This is a genomic window from Trichocoleus sp. FACHB-40 (assembly GCF_014695915.1).
In the GTDB taxonomy this organism is placed as follows: domain Bacteria; phylum Cyanobacteriota; class Cyanobacteriia; order Cyanobacteriales; family FACHB-T130; genus Funiculus; species Funiculus sociatus.
Genome location: NZ_JACJPF010000078.1, coordinates 34,248 through 54,168 on the forward strand (window position 1 = coordinate 34,248; position 19,921 = coordinate 54,168).

Genomic DNA, 19,921 nt, shown 5'->3' on the forward strand with positions numbered 1-19,921 from the left:
AAGTGCAGCAGTAACCCACCAAGCATAGATGGCAGTGGCAAACGCCTTTAGAAGGCAACGCCAAACCAGGGTCTAAGAAGAGACGACCATGCGGGAAAAGTGAGAGGTGAAGCTGCCTAATTGTCCACCCTAGTAGTTGATGTTTAATTTTTGAAAAAACTAACTCTTTCGTTTTAACGGGCTTAGTCGCACTTGACTAAGCCCAAAAATTTTTTATAGGGGTTTTTAATAGGTTCATCGCTTAAGATAGATTTCTTTCTATTCATCCGGCGGTAGGCTAAAGGTTTGAAAATAACCGCAATTATTTGGGATTAATCGATGGCACTTAAAGTAAAAGTTCCCACTATCGTCTGTAATGGCTGTGCAGAAACGATTACCGAAACTATCCAGACTATGGAACCTGATGCCAAGGTAGAAGTGGATGTACAAGCCAAGACGGTGACAGTGGAAGCTGAAGCTTCTGAAGAGACAATTAAACAAGCGATCGTGGCGACAGGTCATACTGTTGAAGGTTATCAATAACCTTACGAAGCAACGCTTGCATTAATTATCAGCCAGTTGGGTGATGCCCTAGCTGGCTTTTATGTTCATTAAAAATTAATACAAACTACACCTCATCTGGGTAGAACTGGAGTAAGCAATTACGCCTAACTTCCTCTGGAATTATCAGATGATTTCTTCTGGTGGATCTAGCTGTTTGCCTCATAGCACGAAAAACTTTATCACTAGCGGATGGCAGAGGCGGGGTGAAGTACAGATATAGAGGCGCGATCGCGTTTCCCTTACCAGCATTCACCTGAACACTGGCAATAAACAGCTATCATCTGCCAGCATAAATATAAAGGCTCTGGTTACAAGCGCTTCAAGAACCTGGGGCTGTGGCGGTTTTTTGTGAAGATTTTAGAAACTTACCCGTCAGCAGTGGAATCGTCATCTTGAAGACTTGTAGTATCCAAATGTAACAAAATGTAAAAGAAGTGCTAAGGATAAGGTTACAGTCTGGTCGTGCTACCCGGTTAAAGTGTATAACCTCAAAAATAATTGGCTGTACTTGTCCCACAATATGCACGCTTATTTAGTATCAGGGTCTTTTGCCTGTTCGTTTCTGTCGTTGCTCTAATTATCTCTAGTGGTTAAAGTTCCCACAATTTGTCAGCAGGAACAGCGCCCTGATTCTCCAAGTATACGTACGCTAATGGATGCTTTTGTTCTGGTCGTTGGAGGCGATGCCTTTATTGCCACGTTTCTCAAGCGGATTAGCGATTTAACCGCTCTCCAGGTGGAGGCACTCTCTCAGATGGATGAGGTGATGCCGATGCTTGAGAACCGGCTGCCTCATGTTGTAATTGTGCAGGCACGCTTTGAAGGCAGTCTGGAATTATGTTGTCAGATCAAACAACAAACTCAGGTTTCTGGAATTTACTGCATCCTTGTAGAAGATCGTCCCCAGATTACCCGCGAACGGACGCTCTGGGATCGACAAGGGGAAATGGCGCTTTCTTGCGAAGCTTTGGAAAAGGGGGCAGATGCTTATTTGCAAATTGCTCCTGTCAGAAGAAAAAGTGCAGCCCTTGCACTAAAAGAGATGCAGTTGCAAAATCGCTTGCTGGTGGCGCAAATTCAGGCGGGATTACGGAAGGTGCAAAACTATCGCCAGTTGATGCGAACTAACGATTTGTTGTCAACAATGGCGCTGGCTGACCCTTTGACGGAATTAAATAATCGTCGGGCTTTAGAATGGGAGTTGCCCCGACAAGTTCAAAATGCTCGTATTCGCTTACTTCCGCTAAGCTTAGTTATTTTAGATGTGGACTTTTTTAAGTCTATTAATGATAACTACGGACATTTGGTGGGCGATCGCGTTCTCCAACTTCTCTCCGCCCGTCTGCGGTACAATTTGCGCTTTCAAGACACTCTCTTTCGCTACGGGGGTGAGGAATTTGTCGTTATTCTCAGCAACACAGATGTCCAAGAAGCTCCTATGGTAGCTCACCGCCTGCGTCGTCTGATCGGCGACCAACCTTTCAGTATTAATCCCACAACGGCGCTGAATATTACTATCAGCTTGGGATCAAGCACTCTCAATGATGCGGACGATCCTAAAGGTGTGAGTTTGCTACAACGCGCCGACGAAAATCTGTTGCAAGCTAAATCTGATGGTCGCAACCGAGTTGTGAGTGAGTAAAATAAATTTTACTCACTACTAGCTGGTGCTGAGCCGGGTATGATTTAATTTTGAAAACTTGTTAAGTAGAAAATATTAGTAGATATTTCTTCCTTATCAACTTCATACTACCAGAAAAATATAGTAAAGTCTAGCAAGTTAGAAAAAAAAATTTAGTGATTAATTATTAACAACAGACAACTAACTACTAACAAGATGTTGCCCAATCACCTGATAGCAATCTTCCACGGAGGCGCGTTGTTCCATTGCAGTTACCAACGCTTGATAAGCGTGAGAGTTTTCCTCAAGCAAGGTACGTGCTTGTAAAGCACTGGCACGCTCTTTTTGCTCTTGGTTGCTGACGGGAATTCCCAACTGTGTCAAAGTATATCTGATTTTCTGGCGATCTTCCGCGCCTCCCTCTGCACTGCCATAAACTATAGTTTCGGCGGCGATACCAGCCATCCAGACGGTGCAGAAGCGATCTAGGATAACTTGCATTTCCCAAGGTGAGGGGAAGTCTTGCTGCAATTTCTGGGTATCAAATGTCACTCCTCCAAGTCCGGAAATTCCTTGTCGGAAGGTTTCCCAGGCGCTGAGGGTGTAACCTGTGATCGGAATTTCGAGTAAGTAAGCGACGAGGAAGTGTCCGGCTTCGTGGCGCAGGATGCGATCGCGATGTTGGGGATTTTTCCCGGCTAACAAATCCAAAAAGATTGTACCAGCTTTACCTTGAAAGGTGAGGGTGTCGAGGGTGAAAAGCCCCATGATGCCAAAAGTAGCGATCGCGGGGATTGCTGGTGATATGTTAAACATTGGCCCCAGCAGACTAGAAAGCGTAATTGCAAAGACACCAATGGCAATTAAATTTAGGGCGGTTTGCTGCATTTTTTAGGGGCTGGGGACTGGGTAGGAGGAACTGGGAACTGAAAACTGGAGAGTCGGGACTGGGGAAGGATTAGTTAATTCTGATTGCTGAGTGTTTTCGGAATTTTTGGCTTTGTAGAATGTTTCTAAGCTGTGGCTATCACCAACAAAGCGCCAGTGCCAAGGCTCATAACTAACACCTTGGGGATTATTTTTGGGAAACGATATTTCAAAGCTATAGTAAGGGGCATTTTTCACAAGCCACTTGAAGGCAGCTGTATTTTCAAATCTGGGGCTGAGATTTGTTGCCGGAACGTTTCCGTCCCCAATGTCTACCGCGTAGCCAGTATGATGTTCGCTGTAGCCTGGAGGCGCACTGACTTTAGCTCGTTCGCTAGCTGACTGTCCCCGTTGCGCTTTGGTATCAAAAAATAAGTGCTTCTGCTCATCAATAGAGCGGAAACCGGAAATTGGAACTATATTAACACCCGACGCTCGTGCTGCTGCTACCATTGCTTGAAATTGTTTAGCAGCAGCTTTACGCATTTTCAGGCGACCATTAAATGAAATTGGTTGCAGTTCTGAGGCGGGTGCTTCCGAGTAAGAAAAGTGCCCAAAGATGGTTGCTTGGGGTGTTGCTGTGGGCGTTGGACTGGTTTGAGTGGGATTCGGTTGGGAAGTTGACGCACTCGACTGGGGTGTGGGACGAGGTAAGAAAATACCCACAAGCAAAGCGATCGCTCCTAATCCTAGCAAACCGCCAAGTAGTAGTATCGGCTTAAATCGTCGCCGACGTTTAATTTTAGGTGTATCCCGCAACGCCTCTGGAATATCGTCTATCGGCGGTACTGAGGTTTCTGGGGGTTTTCCAGGTATACCCGCGTTATCCAAAACAGCCACTCCTATTAATTTTTAGTGGTTAATTTTTAGAATCACAACAGCAGTGAGACTGAACTTTAGTTATATCAACCAAAATCCCGTCTCTACAGGAATTTTAAACGCACGTCGGTCTATCAACATCTGTTGTGTATTCCCTTCTTCATCTTGAAGCGTGATGCTTAACATAAATAGAGACTGGCAAAGTAGCATACAGGTGCCAGTCTACTACTATTGTTTACAACTCAGGAAATCATGCCCCCTCTAGTAACTCAGCTTTTAGAACTTTATCTTCGGCTGGGTGGCAGTGTCCTGCTGGGATGGATTTTAGGTCGTCAACTTCCCAAAGTGGTTCCGGCATATTTAGGCAAATTTCTCTTTTGGATTGGCGTACCGATCAGCATTTTTGCCTTTCTGCGCCACGCCGATTTATCCGGGCCAATTTGGATTGCATCGGTCGCCGCTTGGGTGGCTATTTTCTTCGGGGCTGGCTTAGCTTGGATCTGGATTGCCTTGCAAGGGAGGAAAGAAGGGATTGGGGACTGGGGACGGTTGACTGGGGGACAGAATAATGCACATATTTCTTCCGGTTCACTTAATCCCCAATCCCCAATCCCTAATACCCAATCCCTTCTTTGGAGTAAACCAACTCAGGGAAGTTTCCTGTTAGCCTCAATGGTCGGTAATACTGGGTATCTGGGTTATCCGGTGACGCTGGCTTTGGTGGGTTCGCAATACTTTGGCTGGGCATTATTCTACGATTTGCTTGGTACTACGTTAGGGGCTTACGGCTTGGGTGTTGTCTTGGCTGCACGTTTTGGGATGGGGGCGCAAAGTCACTGGAAAATTCTTCAGGCTGTGGTGATTAATCCGGCATTGTGGAGTTTTGCCTTGGGGTTGATTTTCCGCAACTTGCCGTTATCTAACCCTATCGAGGAGAGTTTGCGGTTGTGCGGTTGGGGTGCAGTGGCTTTGTCTCTGGTATTAATTGGAATGCGCCTGAGTCAGCTTTCTGACTGGGATAGTCTAGCGCAGGCTGGGGTCAGTTTGGGGATTAAAATGCTCCTGGTGCCAATGCTGTTGGGTATTGGATTATTGCTGTTGGGTGTAAGTGGTTCGCCTCTGTTGGTCATTGTTTTACAAATGGCTATGCCTCCAGCTTTTGCTACTCTGATTCTGGCGGAAGCTTACGATCTTGACCGCAATTTGACGGTGACAGCTTTGGCTGTGGGATCTACAGGTTTGCTTTTTACTCTGCCAGTTTGGTTGTTGTTGTTTGGTCGGTAGTTAGTTGTCATTAGTTTAATCAGCCACCTTAACAGGGGTAGTGTGCGGGGTAAGGGGTTAGGGGTAGGGAGAGAAAAAGGCTCAACTTGGAGTAACTCCAATAAAAGATTGAGTGCAAAGTCGATTTCAGCAGCACATTGCCGATAGGTGGATAAGGATTTGCCAACGGGATCGCTAATATCTAAGGAATTTTGCGATCGCACAAATTCTTTGAGGGTGAAAGTTTTGGCGATAATTTCGGGAAATATAGCGATCGCTACATTTTTATGAAACCTGGTCATTGTCAGCACCAAATCTGCCCACTCGATTAGTTCTGCATTTATCCCCACTGGTTCGCGATCGCACTCAATACCGTATGACAACACGGTTACAGCATGGGGCGACACTGGAAAACTCTTAAATTTATGAAGTCCCGCCGATCGCACCTCAATTTCACACCTTTGCCTCAGTTCCCCAACCTTTTTCCGAAATAGCTCTTCTGCCATCGGGCTACGACAAGTGTTTCCAGTACAAACAAATAGAACTCGCATCTTAGAAGTGAGTGGAACAATGGTTTATGCCACTATGCTACGACTGATGCTCCCATCCCCTGACTTGTTAAATAAATCAACTATAAATTATTAGTATAAGAAATATTTTTCTTGGACTCTGTTTTGATATTTTTATATCTGTCAGGAAACCTCAACAATTATATTGAGAATCATTTTTAATAAATTAACGCATTCACGATGTTTCAGGGCTTGCTTAATTTATTTCAGTTTGCTAAGCTAATCAAATTATTTTATAATCCCTATTCTATGATTAACACTATTACCGACAGGAATTCAATTATAACTATAGTAACCTAAAGCCCTTGAAATATCGTAGAAATTGCCTGCTCAAACCGAAAATTTTCCAATAAATTTTTCCGTGCCGAATTAGAACCCTCTCAGAGAGGGCTGTTGACAAATACAATTAGTTGTGCAGTAGTCTTTTAAAAGCTAATAGCTACTCGCTAACTGCTAATTGCTGATAATTCGCCGCCAACTCAGCTGGACTAATTTGCTCGTATTTTTCAAAAGGCTGGTGAATCCAGGGGTCGTCTGGGAGATAGTCGGCGTAGTAGTCAGGCTCCATGACCGAGCAAGCTTTCCACCAGATGACGGCGGTGCGAATTTCCTCAACATCAGCGGCAAAGTGCTGCTTCAGCCAGGGGATAGTTTCCCGGAGAGTGACACCAGAATCTACTAAGTCATCGACTAAGAGGACTTTGTTGCCTAACTTGGCGGTTGTCATCGTCAGGGTGTGGGAAAAAGTAAGAGAACCCCGGACGCGATCGCCTGGGCCACCGTAAGAAGTGGTAGCTAAAATCGCCAACGGTTTGCAGTAAATCCGCGATAAAATATCACCCACCCGCAGACCGCCCCTTGCAAGGCAGACTATCTGGTTAAACTCCCAGTGGGATTGATAAATCTTCACCGCCAACTGTTCAATCTTTTGGTGGTAATCTGACCAAGAAACGTAAAGGTCTGCCATGAGGTGTGCGATTTCGATCTAATACTAAGTGGCGAGCCATTTATTTTATTATGAGCGCAAGCCGTTATGAACAATTCTTCCCCCGAACACTATCCCCAACCAACTCCTGAAAATGACAAGCTGGACTTCAAAACAAAACTGGCTTATGGTGCAGGGGATTTAGGCCCAGCGATTACTGCCAATATTGCCGTATTTTTTCTGCTAATTTTCTTTACTAATGTCGCTGGTATCCCGGCGGGGTTGGCGGGTAGCATTCTGCTGATTGGGAAAATCTGGGATGCGGTTAACGATCCTTTTGTGGGGGTGTTGACGGACAAAACGAAATCTCGTCGTTGGGGTCGTCGTCTTCCCTGGATATTTTATGGAGCTATTCCTTTTGGAATATTCTTTTTTTTACAGTGGCTTGTACCGCGATTTAGCGGCGAACCAACGGTTCAAATGTGGGGGTTGTTTTGGTATTACGTGGCGATTGGGGTATTGTCTCAGGTCTTTTACACCGTTGTGAATTTACCTTATACCGCACTTACTCCAGAACTAACTCAAGATTACAACGAACGCACCAGTCTTAATAGCTTTCGCTTTACTTTTTCCATTGGCGGTAGTATTTTATCGTTGATTTTAGCGAAAATTATTTTTGAGAACATTGCTGACCGCCAGCAACAGTATCTCGTTTTAGCGGCAGTTTGTACAGTGGTTTCGGTTTTATCATTATATTGGTGCGTTTTCGGAATACGCGATCGCGTCATGTTTTTTGAACGAAGACGCATTGAAACTGAACAACCAGCATCTCTCCCAATTGGCGAACAGCTAAAAATCGTTTTCAGCAACCGCGCTTTTCTCTTTGTTATCGGTATCTATCTTTGTTCCTGGTTAGCTGTACAGTTGACAGCCAGCGTTATTCCCTACTTTGTCGTCAACTGGATGCGCCTCAAAGAATCAGATGTCCCAAGTGTGCTTATTGGGGTTCAAGGTACCGCCCTTTTAATGCTATTTGTCTGGAGTGCTTTGAGTAAGCGATTTGGTAAAAAAGCTGTTTATTTTATGGGAATGAGCGTATGGATAATAGCACAAGTGGGACTTTTTTCCTTACAGCCCAATCAAATAGGTTTGATGTACCTTTTAGCGGTAATGGCAGGTTTCGGTATTTCCACAGCTTATCTCATCCCTTGGTCGATGATGCCAGATGTGATAGAACTCGATGAACTACAAACCGGACAGCGCCGCGAAGGGATTTTTTATGGTTTCATGGTTTTGCTGCAAAAATTCGGTTTAGCCTTCGGCTTGTTTTTGGTGGGAATGGCTTTAGAAACATCTGGCTTTAAAGAAGCTGTTCCGGGACAAAGTATGCTTCCAGTACAACCAGATTCGGCGCTACAAGCTATCCGCTTTGCTGTTGGCCCTCTACCCATGATTTTTTTGATTTGTGGCTTAGTTTTGGCGTATTTTTATCCGATTACCCGCGAAGTTCACGCAGAAATCTTGCTGAAGCTGAAAGAACGCAAAAAAAGTTAGTAGATAATTGCTAATACCTCGTTTCCAGCCGTTGGCTAGGAACTCATTCTAGCCCCCTTACACCCAAAAAACTTACAGACAATATGAGGCGGTCGCCTTAGTTTCCGGCTGGGAATGCGGGAGGCTAGGAAAGGGAAAATTTTTTATTTCAACTACTAGACTTTACTTTATTTTCTCTGATACAATAATCTCGATAAGGAAGAAGTATCTCGCAATATTTTATTAAATAATATTTCTATTATTTAATCTAGACAGCTCAAAAAGTTAGCTGCGATACAAATTAAAAACTTTTTTGAAACTTTTTAATCCTTGCACTGAGTATCAGCATCATCGATTAAGCTAAAAACTAATCGAAAGATAGCTAATCCCTACAAAATGCCCCAAAATAATCACAACGTAGTTGAATTTGACAACGTTACCTACTCGGTAAACGGACGACCCCTGATATCAAATCTCAGTTTCAGCATCCAGCAAGGTGAGACTCTGGTGTTACTGGGAAGGAGTGGCTGCGGCAAGACCACGACAATGAAGCTAATTAATGCCTTGCTGATGCCAACAAGCGGGGAAGTGAGGGTTGAAGGGATTTCGACCAGAGAATGGAACCCGATTAAGTTGCGGCGGCAAATTGGCTACGTAATTCAAGAAACTGGCTTGTTTCCCCATTTCACCGTAGAACGGAATGTAGGATTAGTGCCTGCGCTGGAGGGATGGAAAAGCGATCGCATCCGCCAAAGAGCCTCGGAACTATTGCACCTAGTTGGCTTAGATCCCCAGAAATTTGCACCCAGATATCCCCACGAACTCTCAGGAGGACAAAGACAGCGCGTAGGCGTAGCACGCGCCTTAGCAGCAGATCCGCCAATTTTGCTAATGGACGAACCCTTCGGCGCACTAGATCCCGTCACCAGGTTGGAAATTCAGCGCGAAGTAGGTCAATTGCAACAGCAACTGAGTAAAACAATTGTCTTTGTCACCCATGACATTCAAGAAGCATTTATTTTAGCTTCCAGAATTGGTTTAATGCACGAAGGACGCTTAGTAGTGCTGGGTACCCCAAGTGAATTTTTGCAATCAGAAGCAGACGAAGTTCGCGCCTACACTCAATGTTTGCAAGCTGGAAACCCAATTTTGGCTAATGGCTAATTGGTGAATAATACCCATTATCTATTACCACACTTAAAATAATGAATTTGAATAATTTTTTCAACTTGTATGGCGCTGAACTCTTTCAGTACACGCGGGAACATTTGTTCTTGGTAGGAGTTTCTATTGGGATTGCTATTTTGTTGGGAATTCCGCTGGGGATATTGTGTACTCGCACTAAATTCCACCAACTAATTTTAGGCTTTGCCAACGTCATGCAAACAATTCCCAGTCTGGCACTGTTTGGCTTTCTGATCCCACTGCCATTGCTAGGAGGAATTGGTGCGCGTCCAGCGATTGTTGCCCTTGTACTGTATTCCCTACTACCGATTATTCGCAACACTTACACAGGTATTATTAAAGTAGATCCAGCTATCCGCGAAGCTGGTAGAGGCATGGGAATGACAGATTGGCAGCTATTATTTCAAGTTGAGTTGCCGCTGGCTTTAGGCTTTATTTTAGCAGGTGTACGGGTGGCAACAGTAATTTGTATTGGTGTGGCGACAATTGCTGCCGTAATTGGTGCTGGTGGATTAGGACAATTTATTTTCCGAGGCGTGGCAATCTTAGATAACAATTTAATTTTAGCAGGTGCGATTCCGGCGGCTTTGATGGCGTTGCTGGCAGATTTTATATTAGGATTGGTTGAGAATATTTTAACTATAAAAAAATAATTTTTAAGGGCGCAAAGCTCGAAAGAAAGGTACTTGTTAAATGCGAATTTTTAATTCTTATTTCTGCATTAGTTTACGTTCATTGGCGTTGAAATAAGGATTATGAAGCGATTTTTGTCTATAATTTGTCTGTTAGCGATCGCAGGTTGCAGCCATAACTCGAATCGGCGCATCGTCGTCGCCTCAAAGAATTTCACTGAGCAAATTATCCTGGGTGAACTTTTGGCGCAAGCAATTGAAGCCAAAACAGATTTGCAAGTTGATCGCCGTCTCTATTTGGGCGGTACCTTTGTTTGTCATCAAGCTCTAATTTCTGGACAAATTGATGCTTATGTCGAATATACTGGCACTGCCCTGACTTCGGTGCTGAAAGAAAAACCAAAGAGCGATCCCAAGGCTGTCTACAATCGAGTGCAACAAGCATATAACCAGCAGTACCAGCTGGAATGGACTCCACCTCTGGGTTTTAACAACACTTTCGCTATGATTGTCCGCAGCGAAGATGCCAAGGCGTTAAATATTCAAACTCTCTCCCAAGCTGCTAAGTTTACACCCAAGTGGCGGGCTGCTTTTGGCTTTGAGTTTAGCGAACGCCCAGATGGGTTTCCGGGTTTAGCCAAAACTTATGGGATAAAGTTAGCACAACCGCCTCTGGTGATGGATTTGGGGCTAATGTACCAGTCAATAAAACAAAAGCAGGTGGATTTAGTTGCTGGTAATTCCACTGATGGACTCATCGACAGCTTGAATCTGGTGGTGCTGGAGGATGACAAAAACTATTTTCCGCCTTACGAAGCTGCGCCCGTGGTACGGCAGGAAGCCTTAGCACAACACCCGGAGTTACGTCAAGCTCTGCAACAGCTAGGCGGCCTAATTTCTGAGAAAGAGATGCGAAGGCTGAATTACCTTGTGGATGGGGAACGGCGGGATGTGAAACAAGTTGTGCGGGAATTTTTGCGATCGCAGGGTTTGTCAAAGAACAGTAACAAATAGATGGGACAAAAGCTGAAAATATAGAAATCCGTTTGTTACTATAAACAGGGTTTTTGCAAGGGTAACGATACGAACACAACAGTATTGACTACTAAAACACCAATTACATCAAAAAATTTCAGCAGTTGCGTCAAACTATTTAAAAGAGTTCAAGAGACAGAAGCTGATGATAATTGAGAAGGATGAACTGCTGGAGCGATATGCCGCCGGGGAACGCAATTTTAAAGGGGGAGACTTAATTGGAACTTCCCTAAAAGGCACGAATTTAAGCGGAGCCAACTTTCATGAAGGTTCTCTGAGTGAGGTGGATCTCAGTGGAGCGAATCTCAGCGAAACTGCTTTCATGGAAGCATCCCTGAGTGGGGCGAATTTGAGTGGGGCGAATCTGGGCGGAGCAAATTTGAGCGGAGCAAATTTGTTTCAGGCAAATCTCAGAGGTGCAAACTTGACAGGGGCAAACTTGAAAATGGCAGATTTGACGGAGGCAGATTTAACTGGGGCAAATCTGGAAGGGGCAAATCTTTGGGGTGCTTTCTTAACGGGCGCTAAATTAAACGATGCCAATCTGCCCAAGAACGTATCCCCGTAAATTTACTGACGAATCGGAATTTTGATGATAAACTCGGTTCCCTGCGCTGGTGCAGAAATGCACTCGATTTTGCCATTGTGTTTTTCAACAATGATTTGATAACTGATTGACAACCCCAAACCTGTGCCTTTGCCTGTGGGTTTCGTGGTATAAAAGGCTTCAAAAATCCGGCAGCGTACTTCTTCAGTCATTCCAGGGCCATTGTCGATAATCCGAATCGCCACTTGATTGTCGTTTAGCACTTCGGTAGAAATCCGAATTGTAGGGATTGAGGACTGGGGACTGGGGACTGGTGACTGGGATGAAGATTGGGGATTAGGGGCTGAACAGGGGAATTGGGAATGGGAATCCTCGCAATTCCCTGTTAGTGCTTCCAAAGCGTCAATCGCATTCGAGATGAGATTCATAAACACTTGGTTAAGGAGTCCGGCGTAACACTCTACTACTGGCAACTCGCCGTATTCTTTAACAACGTTAATCCCTGAATATCCGCCTCTGGCTTTTAATCGACTGTGGAGAATCAGCAGCGTACTGTCAATGCCTTCGTGAATATCGACTCTCCGCATCTGGGGTTCGTCAATCCGGGAGAAGTTTCGCAGCGAGTGGACAATTTGCTGGATGCGATCGCTACCCATTTGCATCGAAGACAGAGTTTTGGGAAAATCTGAAATTAGGAAATTTAGATCGATAGCCTCGACTTCTTCTTTAATTTCTGGCACTGGTTGAGGATAATGTTTCCCGTAGAGCTGTAGCAGGTTTAGCAGATCCTGGGCATATTGATTTGCATAGCTGAGATTGTTGCAAACGAAGTTGACTGGGTTGTTGATTTCGTGGGCAACACCAGCAACTAGCTGCCCTAAATTTGAAAGTTTTTCGTTCTGAATCAGAAGGCTCTGAGTTTCCTGAAGTTCGCATAGGGTAAGCTGGAGTTGAGTGGCTTGTTCTCGGAATTTTGCTTCTGATGCCTTTAAGTTCGCCTGGGCTAATTTTCGCCCTGTGATGTCGGTGACGAAGCCTTCACAGAAAAGTAACTTACCATCCTTGTCGCTTACTGCCCTCGCATTCTCGGAAATCCAAATAATGCTGCCATCTTGGCGATAAATCTGAGATTCAAACTCACGCACATACTCGCGTTCTTGCAGTAAACTCAGAAATTTGTCACGACGAGTTGGATCTACATACAGCTTGTGCTTGATGTCGGTAAGACTTTCTATCAGTTCCTCTGGTGAAGCGTAACCGTAAATCTTAGCCAGCGCTGGGTTAGCACTAATGTAACGCCCGTCTGGTGTTGTCTGGAATATCCCCTCGACGGCGTTCTCAAAAATGCTGCGATACTTTTCCTCTGCTTGCCGCAGCGCCTCTTCTACTAGACGGCGTTCAGCAATTTGGTTTGCCAATTCTCGATTAGCCTGCTGTAATTGCATAGTTCGCTTGAGGAGACTTTTCTGGATTTTTCTCCAACGCTCTACCCAAGTGGGAACATCGGCTGACGAATTGTCACGGCATAGGAACATAGCAGGTCTTTAGAGATGAGTGGCCCCACACCCCAGTATCTGTCTCTACGGGAAAATACGGAGTGATGCCTCTCTCTTGAATCATGTGATTTTTAATGTCATCATTTTGTGATATACATCAGCTTGTTTGGTGACATAAATCGCTGAAATTACCGAGACAATTGCTGTAACTGGGAGCAGCGTTTTTCAGTCAATAGTGATGTGGGGAGCAAAAATAGTTTTGAAAACCTTTAGTCTTGCTGGCGCGATCGCAATTCTGGCTCTCGGTTTCGATATCGCGGCTCTAGCTGCCCGCTTGACAAATTGGCGATTTGACCCATCCTTAAATCAGTTGGAAGTGACTGTGGATGAGGGAACGACACCGCGGTATTTCCTACTAACTCAACCGCCTCGGATTGTTCTAGATTTACCCGATACCGAGTTGGGAAGCGTGGAAACTCAACAATCTTATACAGGACTGGTGCGGCAAATTCGGGTTTCCCGCTTTCAGGCTGGTGTCACCCGAATTGTGATGGATCTGTCGCCAGAGGTGGTGTTGACACCGCAACAGGTGCAACTGCAACAGGTGGGAGGCGATGCCCTACAAGGGCGACCCCTAGAAGGGGTTCGCTGGGTGTTGCGTCCCCTAATTTCTGGAGTTCAAACCGCACCGCCTGAAGGCAGCACGCTTCCCCCTGCTAACTTTTTCGGAAGCGATCGCGCTGGTGTGGTGAGCGTACCGCCTCTGAACCCGACAAGCAGCGGATCTAACTTGCCAACCGGAACGCTTCCCCCAGCGAGATTTTCGCCTAATAGTAACGTCTCAGTCAGCGTTCCTCCCCTGCAACGGGAAACAGCACCAACACCACCGAGGGAGTCTCAAACTTCTGTCACCAGAGTGGTTGAATTTGGTCAACCCTTGCCAACACCGAAAATCGCCTCACCTGTGCGCGAAAGTAGAACACAAGAGTCCTCAAACCTACCATCGCTAGAAATTGATGCAGCGGCACCTGTAGAGAGGCGATTGGCGTATGTCAACCCAAATGTGATGTTGCCTTCTGGAAGCGAGCTGATTTTAAGATATCCGGGAGATAAGATATTAAAATTGCAGGCTGGTTCCTCAAGGCAGGAGGTGTTGCTGCTACAGGAAGAAATACTCGACAAAGCTGGGAATATAATTCTCCCAACAGGCACGCAGGTAATTGGGCGCTTTGAGAGCGACCGGAGTGGCAGTCGCTTCATTGCCCAAGCCATTTCTCTCGGCGGACGTAACATTCGCCTAACAGCGCGATCGCCACTTTTGCGACGCGCTCGACAGGTTCCCGAAAACAGTATCGTACCAAATCAAATCCTACAAGTTAAGTTAACTAAGGATTTGCGATAAAGTTGTATTTTTTTGCTAATGGCAATTAAAAATTAGCCATTAGCCATTAACCTTCTAGAATTTGTTTGTTTCCGGTGCTGCTGGGCCTGCTCCCGGCTGATTCAGGAAGAAGTTTTTATCGCCATCGTTCTGATAGATGCAGCGGATATCCGGCGTACCCTCCAGAGCGCCTGTGTAGCCAAAGGTGTTCATCCGGTTCTTGCAATCCCGCACCTGTTCCGATGTCACTAAATTTCTTTGCTCCAGAATAGACCAGTTATTGCTACGCAAGACACAACCGGGACGCATATTCGGCTGAGAAACATAGACATTGAAGGGATTCAACGTTACATAGACGCGGCTATCCATGACCATAGCACTAGCTCCATACTGGGCGCAAAGCTCAGGATTTGGTGCAGCGCGGTCAATAAAATCGCGAGATGCGACGTTTTCTGGAGTAAACGTCGCTGTGGAGCTAAAGCCAATCCCCACCCCAATTCCCAAAATAAACACGCCAGCAATGATGGCGATGGAAGTGTAATTGAAAGGGGATGACTTAGAAGCTTTAGGGGCAGTATAGGGGTCAGAGGTAGGGTATTTAGATTTACGTTTCATCGTCGGTTAGGTAATTTTACCAAACTTAGTAGGGAGCGATCGCACTGTTCTTCTTTTCCTAGTATGACTAGGGATGCAAGGATAAGGTATTACTCCTCATCTTCCTGGTTTCTGCTTTCCCTCAAAAGTTGGGAATAAGCATGGGCGACATCTTTCATAGTTTGATACTCTTGTTTATGCCGTTGGTACTGCGAATCAAAAGCCATTTGCGAGACTTGAAGACTATCCGGATTATATTCAGCAACTTGAACTCCGATTAAAGCTTCTCTAATTAAGCGAACATATATTTTTTGTAACTGTTCGGCTTTTGAAAGCAATTTTTCTACCTCTTTTAATGCTCTGTCATAAGTATCGATTTGGACTGAATATACATCGGAAGTTGATACTAAATTTGCTAAATTATTAATCTTACTATATTGCTCCTCAAGCGCTAACATCTCCGGCTCTATTTGCCAATGTTCTTTAATAATAGGAGCCAATTCTTTTATAGTAGTTAGCTTTGGATCGTTGGTTTTGGATATGGGAGCAATTGCCTGCACATCCTTCAGCTCGTGCCAGGAATAAATGTACTCAACATCACCATTTTGCGTCAGTCTGGGAAATACTACTTGCACTCGATTCTCTCGCCGAACCATTAAAGGAATTCCATAATTTTTTAGAGGTAAATTGGGATATTTTTGTTCAGCACCTTTCACCAAAACTACAAGGCTACTTTTAATTTGTTTAATTTTGGTTCTACGTTGCTCACTAATAATGTAAGCAAGTGCCAAAATTAAGAATATGAAAAAGATTATCAGAAGTCTTGTCATCAGTGCGATCGCTCCAGTGGTTACTTTCCCTGAGAGTAGGCGTTGTTTTATTTTTACCGATTTTGCCCTTGGTTGACGAGTGGGGGCTGGGGATTGGGGATTGGGAATTGGGGATTGGGAATTGGGGAAGAGGAAAAAGTCTTACCTAGTCCCTACTCCCTACTCTCCAGTCCCCAGCCCCTAGTCAGTTGAGCGCTTGAGAAATGTAAAGTAGAAATTAAGAAACTCTCTCAATTGGCTGGCATCTGTGAAATCACAAGCGTCCCATAATTTGGGCAAAACCTTGAAAAGCTCCCAGTTTCAGACCCTAATCGCCGACACTCTCACCGTATTTTGGGGAGATTGGTTAGATTTACGGGTTAGGATTCTGCCTGTGGCGGCATCTGGACTCGTATCGCCTTTAATATACATTCTGGCTTTTGGCTTAGGGCTGGGTAACTCCATCAAGCCTGGTGCAGGAATTAGCAGCAACTACAATAACTACTTAGAATTTATGCTGCCGGGGATGGTGGCGCTATCATCGATGGTGATTAGCTTCACTGGTACAACGTTTTCCATTTGTGGAGAACGCCTCTACACAAAGACGTTTGAGGAAATGCTGCTGGTTCCCGTACATCCCCTAGCTTTGCACTTGGGAAAAATGCTGGCGGGAGTGGTGCGGGGGTTGTTGACGGCGGGTGCTGTAATTGTGGTGGCGCTGCTATTTACCGGAAAAATTTGGAGTTTTTTGAACCCGTTGTTTCTGCTGTTGGTGGTGCTAAATTGCGCTGTATTTGCCGGGTTGGGTGTGATTGTCGGGTTGAGCGTGCGATCACTTGAAGCTGTCGGTCTGTACAATAACTTTTTAATCATCCCCATGTCGTTTTTGGGAGCGACTTTTTTCGAGCCTGCCACTCTCCCCGCAGCCCTGAAGGTAATTGTCTATTTCCTACCCTTAACTTATACCAGCATTGGCTTACGCGCTGCTGCCTATTTCCCAGTGTCCCAGTTTCCTTGGTACACGATACCAGTTTTGCTGGTGGCTGCGATCGCGCTTTCCTTTGTCGGTGCTTATCAATTTGCTCACCAACAAGATTAATCGTAGGGTGAAGCGATCGCCTCAAGGGCGCTTTACTGTAGCTTATTCATCTCTACGATTTAGCGCTCTTACAGTCTGAGGCTCTTGTGACATAATCAGTTGCGGATCGCTTTGAAGGGCGTTATTAGAGCTATCTGGATGTTGTATTTTAGCAGTGCGGGGAAGGAAGGCTTGTAGCGCATACCAATTTTCCCCTTGAGCGATCGCTTGCTTTGAATTGTTAATGTCATCAGCACTGCTGGAGTTTGTAGCCAATTCAGCAAGGGTAGCGATCGCGCTATTTTCCCACACCGCGTGCGACCCATCTATCATCCGATCGGAGTTGTTGATCTGCTTGGCGTAGCTTTGCGTTCTGCCAAGCGTTCCCACATCGGTAATAGAACAAAAAGATATTACCGTTGCTGCTGCCACGGTTCCAAGAGTAATTAACGCGGCGGCTGCGGTATTTACTGAGAATTGTTTAATAAACATTGAGTCGCACCCTTCAATTGCTCTAGCAAAGAGCTATGTGTGCAAATTCTCCCTTACTTCCATGCTTCAAAGCTTCAGTAAATATACTGATTTTTCACTAAAGCCTATTTGTATTAGTTGTATTTTTTTAGTTTTATTTGTTGTAGTTGTTTAGCTATTTCAAGCAATTAAACGCTTGCACAAAGTGACATATTAGTATAACTAAAACAAAAATCAGTTGTCCAAAAGAAGCGATCGCGCTTTCCTTCGTCGGTGCTTATTCAATTCCCTCATCAGCAAGATTAAGCAGTAGGGTGAAGCAATCTTGGTTTTCTCATAAAATGGTCTGGTGCGATTGAGTACGAGGCTGCCGTCGAACTTGAGGACACTACCGAGCGACAATTTAATGAGAAATCCGCTCCTATTCTAATTTATAGAATCAGGGTTTGGGGAGAGCGATCGGGCTTTCCTTCGTCGGTGGTTATCAATTCGCTCATCAGTAGTATTAGTCTTAATTGGAGTTAGCTATCAATGGAAAGAAGGAAAATTTTGATTGCAACTAAAACCTATCCCTCAATTAGCAGAAAGTATAAGGAGACAGTGTGTACGGCAGGAGTGTTATTAAATGATTCTGAACAGCCTATTCAATGGGTTCGCATTTACCCTATACGTTTCCGAGCTTTGGAATTTGAGCAACGCTATCCTAGATGGTCAATTATTAGCGCCGAGATAGAAAAAAACGAAAAAGACTATAGATCCGAAAGCTTCCGGAGCAATGATGAATCTGTAAATATTATTAGAAATATTGATACTTCCGATAACTGGGCAAAGCGAAAGTCGTTTATCTTACCACTAGAGTTTAGGTCTATTCAAGACATTCAAACTCAAGGAAAATCTCTGGGAATTATTAAACCTCAAAGTATAGATAAATACTTTTACAAAGAAACTGAGCGAGAGTGGAGCTTAAAACAACAGGCTGTTCAAGACCAACTTGATCTTTTTGAGCCTTCTCTCCCTCTAGAAAAAATTCCTTACCAATTTTTATATAAATTTACAGATCGAGATGGTGTTAGTCACCGATACTCAATCAGTGATTGGGAAATAAGTCAACTATACAGAAATTGTCGAGATAATTCCAGAAAATATAATCAGCAGGAGCAAGAGGCAGAAGCTATGGAAAAGGTTCGTCAGAAGCTAGAAGATGACTTCTTGAACAAAAAAGACTTATACTTTATAGTAGGCAATCTAAAAAATCATAAAAACACGTTTATGATTATTGGTTTGTTTTACCCACCGCTTGTTGAGTTTGAGCAAATGGCTCTCTTTTAAAATAACGATAAAATGGATAATTTAACTAAAACAAAAAACAGATATATTCTTACCTTTGGCTATGGCAATCGAAAGGACTATGGAGAATTTATAGAATATCTCCTAATGTTCGATGTTGTATGTGTGGTTGATGTTAGATTACGTCCTCGTGCTTGGAGTCGCCAATGGTACGGAGAACAGGTTGAAAAGCTGTGTATTTCTAAGGGTATTAAATACGTTTCTAAAGTATCTCTAGGTAATACTTCCGGCAATCATTGCTGGATTCCTCCTGATGAGGAAGAAGCAAATAAAGCATTACAAGAAGTTTCGCCATTCGCTGAAACTGGAAGTATTTTATTGCTTTGTGCCGAAAAAAAACCATATTTATGCCATCGAGTAGAGGTGGCAAACCAACTGAAAAATTTAGCTAATTTACCAGTGCAGCACCTGGAATAAATGACAAACATTTTACTTCTGGTTAATAGAAATTAAATTACTAAAGTATAATTTAATTATTTTAAGTCTAATTATTTGCAGTAAAGGCAAACAAAGCATTTTAAATTGCTAATTTTTATTGGTACAAATGCCACGACGTTATAGGACAATTTAAAATGCGTTTTAAAATTACCTTTTCTCTTTCTCTATATTTTATACGTCCTCTACAGTCAGTTTTTTACAAATCAAATATGACTGCTATATTAGGCAATCGCATTTACCTCTAACCCAGTCTCGCACAAATACTGAAAAACCCGGTTTCTTGTAGAAATCGGGTTTTTAAAAACTCTATTAAATTATCCTGTTAACTAAAACGCGCCCAACAACTTGTAGATAATAGAGTTGATAATGCTGAGTGCAATTGAGCCTATCAACGCACTCCAAATTCCCCAGCGTAAGCGAAATCCGTGTACTAAATAAGCAGCTAAACCAAAGATAATCGCGTTGAGTACAAAGAGGAAAAGACCTAAAGTTAGGATGGTAATTGGCAAAGTCAATAAACCAATAACTGGACGCACTAAAGCACTCAGGAGTCTAAAAACTGTTGCTGAAATGAGGGCTTTGGGAAAAGTGTCAATTTCAACGCCGATTGGTAATTTGGAAATTGATAAACAAGCTAACAGCAGTGACTAGCCAAGCAACCAGAAGCGAAACAATATCCGTCTTTTGTTTCTCCGGGGGGTAAATAAC

At 44.0% G+C, this 19,921-nt stretch carries 22 protein-coding genes and 1 pseudogene; 13 read left to right on the forward strand and 10 right to left on the reverse strand.

All coding sequences use genetic code 11. The features are described from left to right. Positions 1 to 318 precede the first annotated feature (318 nt). Positions 319 to 522 (forward strand): heavy-metal-associated domain-containing protein, encoded by a 204-nt coding sequence (locus H6F63_RS18295; RefSeq protein ID WP_190445326.1) that lies wholly within the window; start codon positions 319 to 321, stop codon positions 520 to 522. An 85-nt stretch (positions 523 to 607) separates the two neighbouring features. Here H6F63_RS18295 and H6F63_RS18300 read toward each other — a convergent pair whose 3' ends face one another. Further along, positions 608 to 796, reverse strand: coding sequence for a hypothetical protein (locus tag H6F63_RS18300; protein ID WP_190638950.1), 189 nt, complete (start codon positions 794 to 796; stop codon positions 608 to 610). Positions 797 to 1,195: 399 nt separating this feature from the next. On the opposite strand from H6F63_RS18300, the gene H6F63_RS18305 reads away from it, so the two are divergent. Then, complete coding sequence (locus H6F63_RS18305) at positions 1,196 to 2,185, forward strand: diguanylate cyclase (protein ID WP_190638951.1); 990 nt, start codon at positions 1,196 to 1,198, stop codon at positions 2,183 to 2,185. A gap of 180 nt (positions 2,186 to 2,365) precedes the next feature. Here the strand turns inward: H6F63_RS18305 and H6F63_RS18310 are convergent, their stop codons facing one another. Then, positions 2,366 to 3,052, reverse strand: a complete 687-nt coding sequence (locus H6F63_RS18310; protein ID WP_190424862.1) for an ATP-dependent Zn protease — start codon at positions 3,050 to 3,052, stop codon at positions 2,366 to 2,368. Positions 3,053 to 3,055: 3 nt separating this feature from the next. Then, entirely contained in the window at positions 3,056 to 3,922 is an 867-nt protein-coding gene (locus tag H6F63_RS18315; RefSeq protein WP_190638952.1) for a M15 family metallopeptidase, read from the reverse strand. A 240-nt stretch (positions 3,923 to 4,162) separates the two neighbouring features. Here H6F63_RS18315 and H6F63_RS18320 point away from each other — a divergent pair, with 240 nt between their 5' ends. Further along, positions 4,163 to 5,194: an AEC family transporter gene (locus H6F63_RS18320; RefSeq protein WP_190638953.1), complete on the forward strand. Its 1,032-nt coding sequence runs from the start codon at positions 4,163 to 4,165 to the stop codon at positions 5,192 to 5,194. Here the strand turns inward: H6F63_RS18320 and H6F63_RS18325 are convergent. Together H6F63_RS18325 and H6F63_RS18330 are read right to left on the reverse strand one after the other, a co-directional pair. Then, entirely contained in the window at positions 5,095 to 5,724 is a 630-nt protein-coding gene (locus H6F63_RS18325; RefSeq protein ID WP_190638954.1) for a low molecular weight protein arginine phosphatase, read from the reverse strand. The genes H6F63_RS18320 and H6F63_RS18325 overlap by 100 nt on opposite strands. Before the next feature lie 457 nt (positions 5,725 to 6,181). Further along, positions 6,182 to 6,709 (reverse strand): phosphoribosyltransferase, encoded by a 528-nt coding sequence (locus H6F63_RS18330; protein WP_190638955.1) that lies wholly within the window; start codon positions 6,707 to 6,709, stop codon positions 6,182 to 6,184. Positions 6,710 to 6,775: 66 nt separating this feature from the next. Here H6F63_RS18330 and H6F63_RS18335 point away from each other — a divergent pair, with 66 nt between their 5' ends. From H6F63_RS18335 to H6F63_RS18355, 5 genes are all read left to right on the forward strand, one after another. Next, entirely contained in the window at positions 6,776 to 8,221 is a 1,446-nt protein-coding gene (locus H6F63_RS18335) for an MFS transporter (protein ID WP_190638956.1), read from the forward strand. Positions 8,222 to 8,596: 375 nt separating this feature from the next. Beyond that, entirely contained in the window at positions 8,597 to 9,364 is a 768-nt protein-coding gene (locus tag H6F63_RS18340; RefSeq protein ID WP_190638957.1) for an ATP-binding cassette domain-containing protein, read from the forward strand. A gap of 41 nt (positions 9,365 to 9,405) precedes the next feature. Next, positions 9,406 to 10,038 (forward strand): ABC transporter permease, encoded by a 633-nt coding sequence (locus H6F63_RS18345; protein WP_190638958.1) that lies wholly within the window; start codon positions 9,406 to 9,408, stop codon positions 10,036 to 10,038. A gap of 102 nt (positions 10,039 to 10,140) precedes the next feature. After that, positions 10,141 to 11,031 (forward strand): glycine betaine ABC transporter substrate-binding protein, encoded by an 891-nt coding sequence (locus tag H6F63_RS18350; protein ID WP_190424844.1) that lies wholly within the window; start codon positions 10,141 to 10,143, stop codon positions 11,029 to 11,031. Between the two features lie 172 nt (positions 11,032 to 11,203). Continuing rightward, the gene (locus tag H6F63_RS18355) at positions 11,204 to 11,620 is read left to right on the forward strand and encodes a pentapeptide repeat-containing protein (RefSeq protein WP_190424908.1); all 417 of its coding nucleotides are present in this window, start codon (positions 11,204 to 11,206) and stop codon (positions 11,618 to 11,620) included. Positions 11,621 to 11,622: 2 nt separating this feature from the next. Here H6F63_RS18355 and H6F63_RS18360 read toward each other — a convergent pair whose 3' ends face one another. Further along, a complete protein-coding gene (locus tag H6F63_RS18360) occupies positions 11,623 to 13,134 on the reverse strand; it encodes an ATP-binding protein (protein ID WP_190638959.1) in 1,512 nt (503 codons plus the stop codon). 220 nt (positions 13,135 to 13,354) lie between these two features. Between H6F63_RS18360 and H6F63_RS18365 the strand changes: the two genes are divergently transcribed. Then, positions 13,355 to 14,497: an AMIN domain-containing protein gene (locus tag H6F63_RS18365; RefSeq protein WP_190638960.1), complete on the forward strand. Its 1,143-nt coding sequence runs from the start codon at positions 13,355 to 13,357 to the stop codon at positions 14,495 to 14,497. Between the two features lie 54 nt (positions 14,498 to 14,551). On the opposite strand, the gene H6F63_RS18370 is transcribed toward H6F63_RS18365, so the two are convergent. After that, on the reverse strand, positions 14,552 to 15,091 hold the full coding sequence (locus H6F63_RS18370) for a DUF3172 domain-containing protein (RefSeq protein ID WP_190638961.1): 540 nt from the start codon (positions 15,089 to 15,091) through the stop codon (positions 14,552 to 14,554). Positions 15,092 to 15,180: 89 nt separating this feature from the next. Continuing rightward, entirely contained in the window at positions 15,181 to 15,861 is a 681-nt protein-coding gene (locus H6F63_RS18375; protein ID WP_190638962.1) for a hypothetical protein, read from the reverse strand. A 32-nt stretch (positions 15,862 to 15,893) separates the two neighbouring features. Here H6F63_RS18375 and H6F63_RS18380 point away from each other — a divergent pair, with 32 nt between their 5' ends. Both H6F63_RS18380 and H6F63_RS18385 read left to right on the forward strand, forming a co-directional pair. Beyond that, the gene (locus H6F63_RS18380) at positions 15,894 to 16,049 is read left to right on the forward strand and encodes a hypothetical protein (RefSeq protein WP_190638997.1); all 156 of its coding nucleotides are present in this window, start codon (positions 15,894 to 15,896) and stop codon (positions 16,047 to 16,049) included. 98 nt (positions 16,050 to 16,147) lie between these two features. Continuing rightward, positions 16,148 to 16,978, forward strand: coding sequence for an ABC transporter permease (locus H6F63_RS18385; RefSeq protein WP_190638963.1), 831 nt, complete (start codon positions 16,148 to 16,150; stop codon positions 16,976 to 16,978). A 42-nt stretch (positions 16,979 to 17,020) separates the two neighbouring features. On the opposite strand, the gene H6F63_RS18390 is transcribed toward H6F63_RS18385, so the two are convergent. Continuing rightward, entirely contained in the window at positions 17,021 to 17,449 is a 429-nt protein-coding gene (locus H6F63_RS18390; protein ID WP_190638964.1) for a hypothetical protein, read from the reverse strand. A gap of 528 nt (positions 17,450 to 17,977) precedes the next feature. Between H6F63_RS18390 and H6F63_RS18395 the strand changes: the two genes are divergently transcribed. Both H6F63_RS18395 and H6F63_RS18400 read left to right on the forward strand, forming a co-directional pair. After that, positions 17,978 to 18,757: a hypothetical protein gene (locus H6F63_RS18395; RefSeq protein ID WP_242019898.1), complete on the forward strand. Its 780-nt coding sequence runs from the start codon at positions 17,978 to 17,980 to the stop codon at positions 18,755 to 18,757. Between the two features lie 12 nt (positions 18,758 to 18,769). Beyond that, positions 18,770 to 19,192, forward strand: coding sequence for a DUF488 domain-containing protein (locus H6F63_RS18400; RefSeq protein ID WP_190638966.1), 423 nt, complete (start codon positions 18,770 to 18,772; stop codon positions 19,190 to 19,192). Between the two features lie 347 nt (positions 19,193 to 19,539). Here the strand turns inward: H6F63_RS18400 and H6F63_RS18405 are convergent. Further along, positions 19,540 to 19,888, reverse strand: a pseudogene (locus tag H6F63_RS18405) (phage holin family protein). Positions 19,889 to 19,921 lie beyond the last annotated feature (33 nt).

What these genes read in the sequence shown, in the direction of transcription:
- H6F63_RS18295 (WP_190445326.1), top strand. Translation starts at nt 319, where the DNA reads ATGGCACTTAAAGTAAAAGTTCCCACTATCGTCTGTAATGGCTGTGCA.
- H6F63_RS18400 (WP_190638966.1), top strand. Translation starts at nt 18,770, where the DNA reads ATGGATAATTTAACTAAAACAAAAAACAGATATATTCTTACCTTTGGC.
- H6F63_RS18345 (WP_190638958.1), top strand. Translation starts at nt 9,406, where the DNA reads ATGAATTTGAATAATTTTTTCAACTTGTATGGCGCTGAACTCTTTCAG.
- H6F63_RS18370 (WP_190638961.1), bottom strand. Translation starts at nt 15,091, where the DNA reads ATGAAACGTAAATCTAAATACCCTACCTCTGACCCCTATACTGCCCCT.
- H6F63_RS18340 (WP_190638957.1), top strand. Translation starts at nt 8,597, where the DNA reads ATGCCCCAAAATAATCACAACGTAGTTGAATTTGACAACGTTACCTAC.
- H6F63_RS18310 (WP_190424862.1), bottom strand. Translation starts at nt 3,052, where the DNA reads ATGCAGCAAACCGCCCTAAATTTAATTGCCATTGGTGTCTTTGCAATT.
- H6F63_RS18305 (WP_190638951.1), top strand. Translation starts at nt 1,196, where the DNA reads ATGGATGCTTTTGTTCTGGTCGTTGGAGGCGATGCCTTTATTGCCACG.
- H6F63_RS18330 (WP_190638955.1), bottom strand. Translation starts at nt 6,709, where the DNA reads ATGGCAGACCTTTACGTTTCTTGGTCAGATTACCACCAAAAGATTGAA.
- H6F63_RS18350 (WP_190424844.1), top strand. Translation starts at nt 10,141, where the DNA reads ATGAAGCGATTTTTGTCTATAATTTGTCTGTTAGCGATCGCAGGTTGC.
- H6F63_RS18325 (WP_190638954.1), bottom strand. Translation starts at nt 5,724, where the DNA reads ATGCGAGTTCTATTTGTTTGTACTGGAAACACTTGTCGTAGCCCGATG.
- H6F63_RS18390 (WP_190638964.1), bottom strand. Translation starts at nt 17,449, where the DNA reads ATGTTTATTAAACAATTCTCAGTAAATACCGCAGCCGCCGCGTTAATT.
- H6F63_RS18360 (WP_190638959.1), bottom strand. Translation starts at nt 13,134, where the DNA reads ATGTTCCTATGCCGTGACAATTCGTCAGCCGATGTTCCCACTTGGGTA.
- H6F63_RS18320 (WP_190638953.1), top strand. Translation starts at nt 4,163, where the DNA reads ATGCCCCCTCTAGTAACTCAGCTTTTAGAACTTTATCTTCGGCTGGGT.
- H6F63_RS18335 (WP_190638956.1), top strand. Translation starts at nt 6,776, where the DNA reads ATGAACAATTCTTCCCCCGAACACTATCCCCAACCAACTCCTGAAAAT.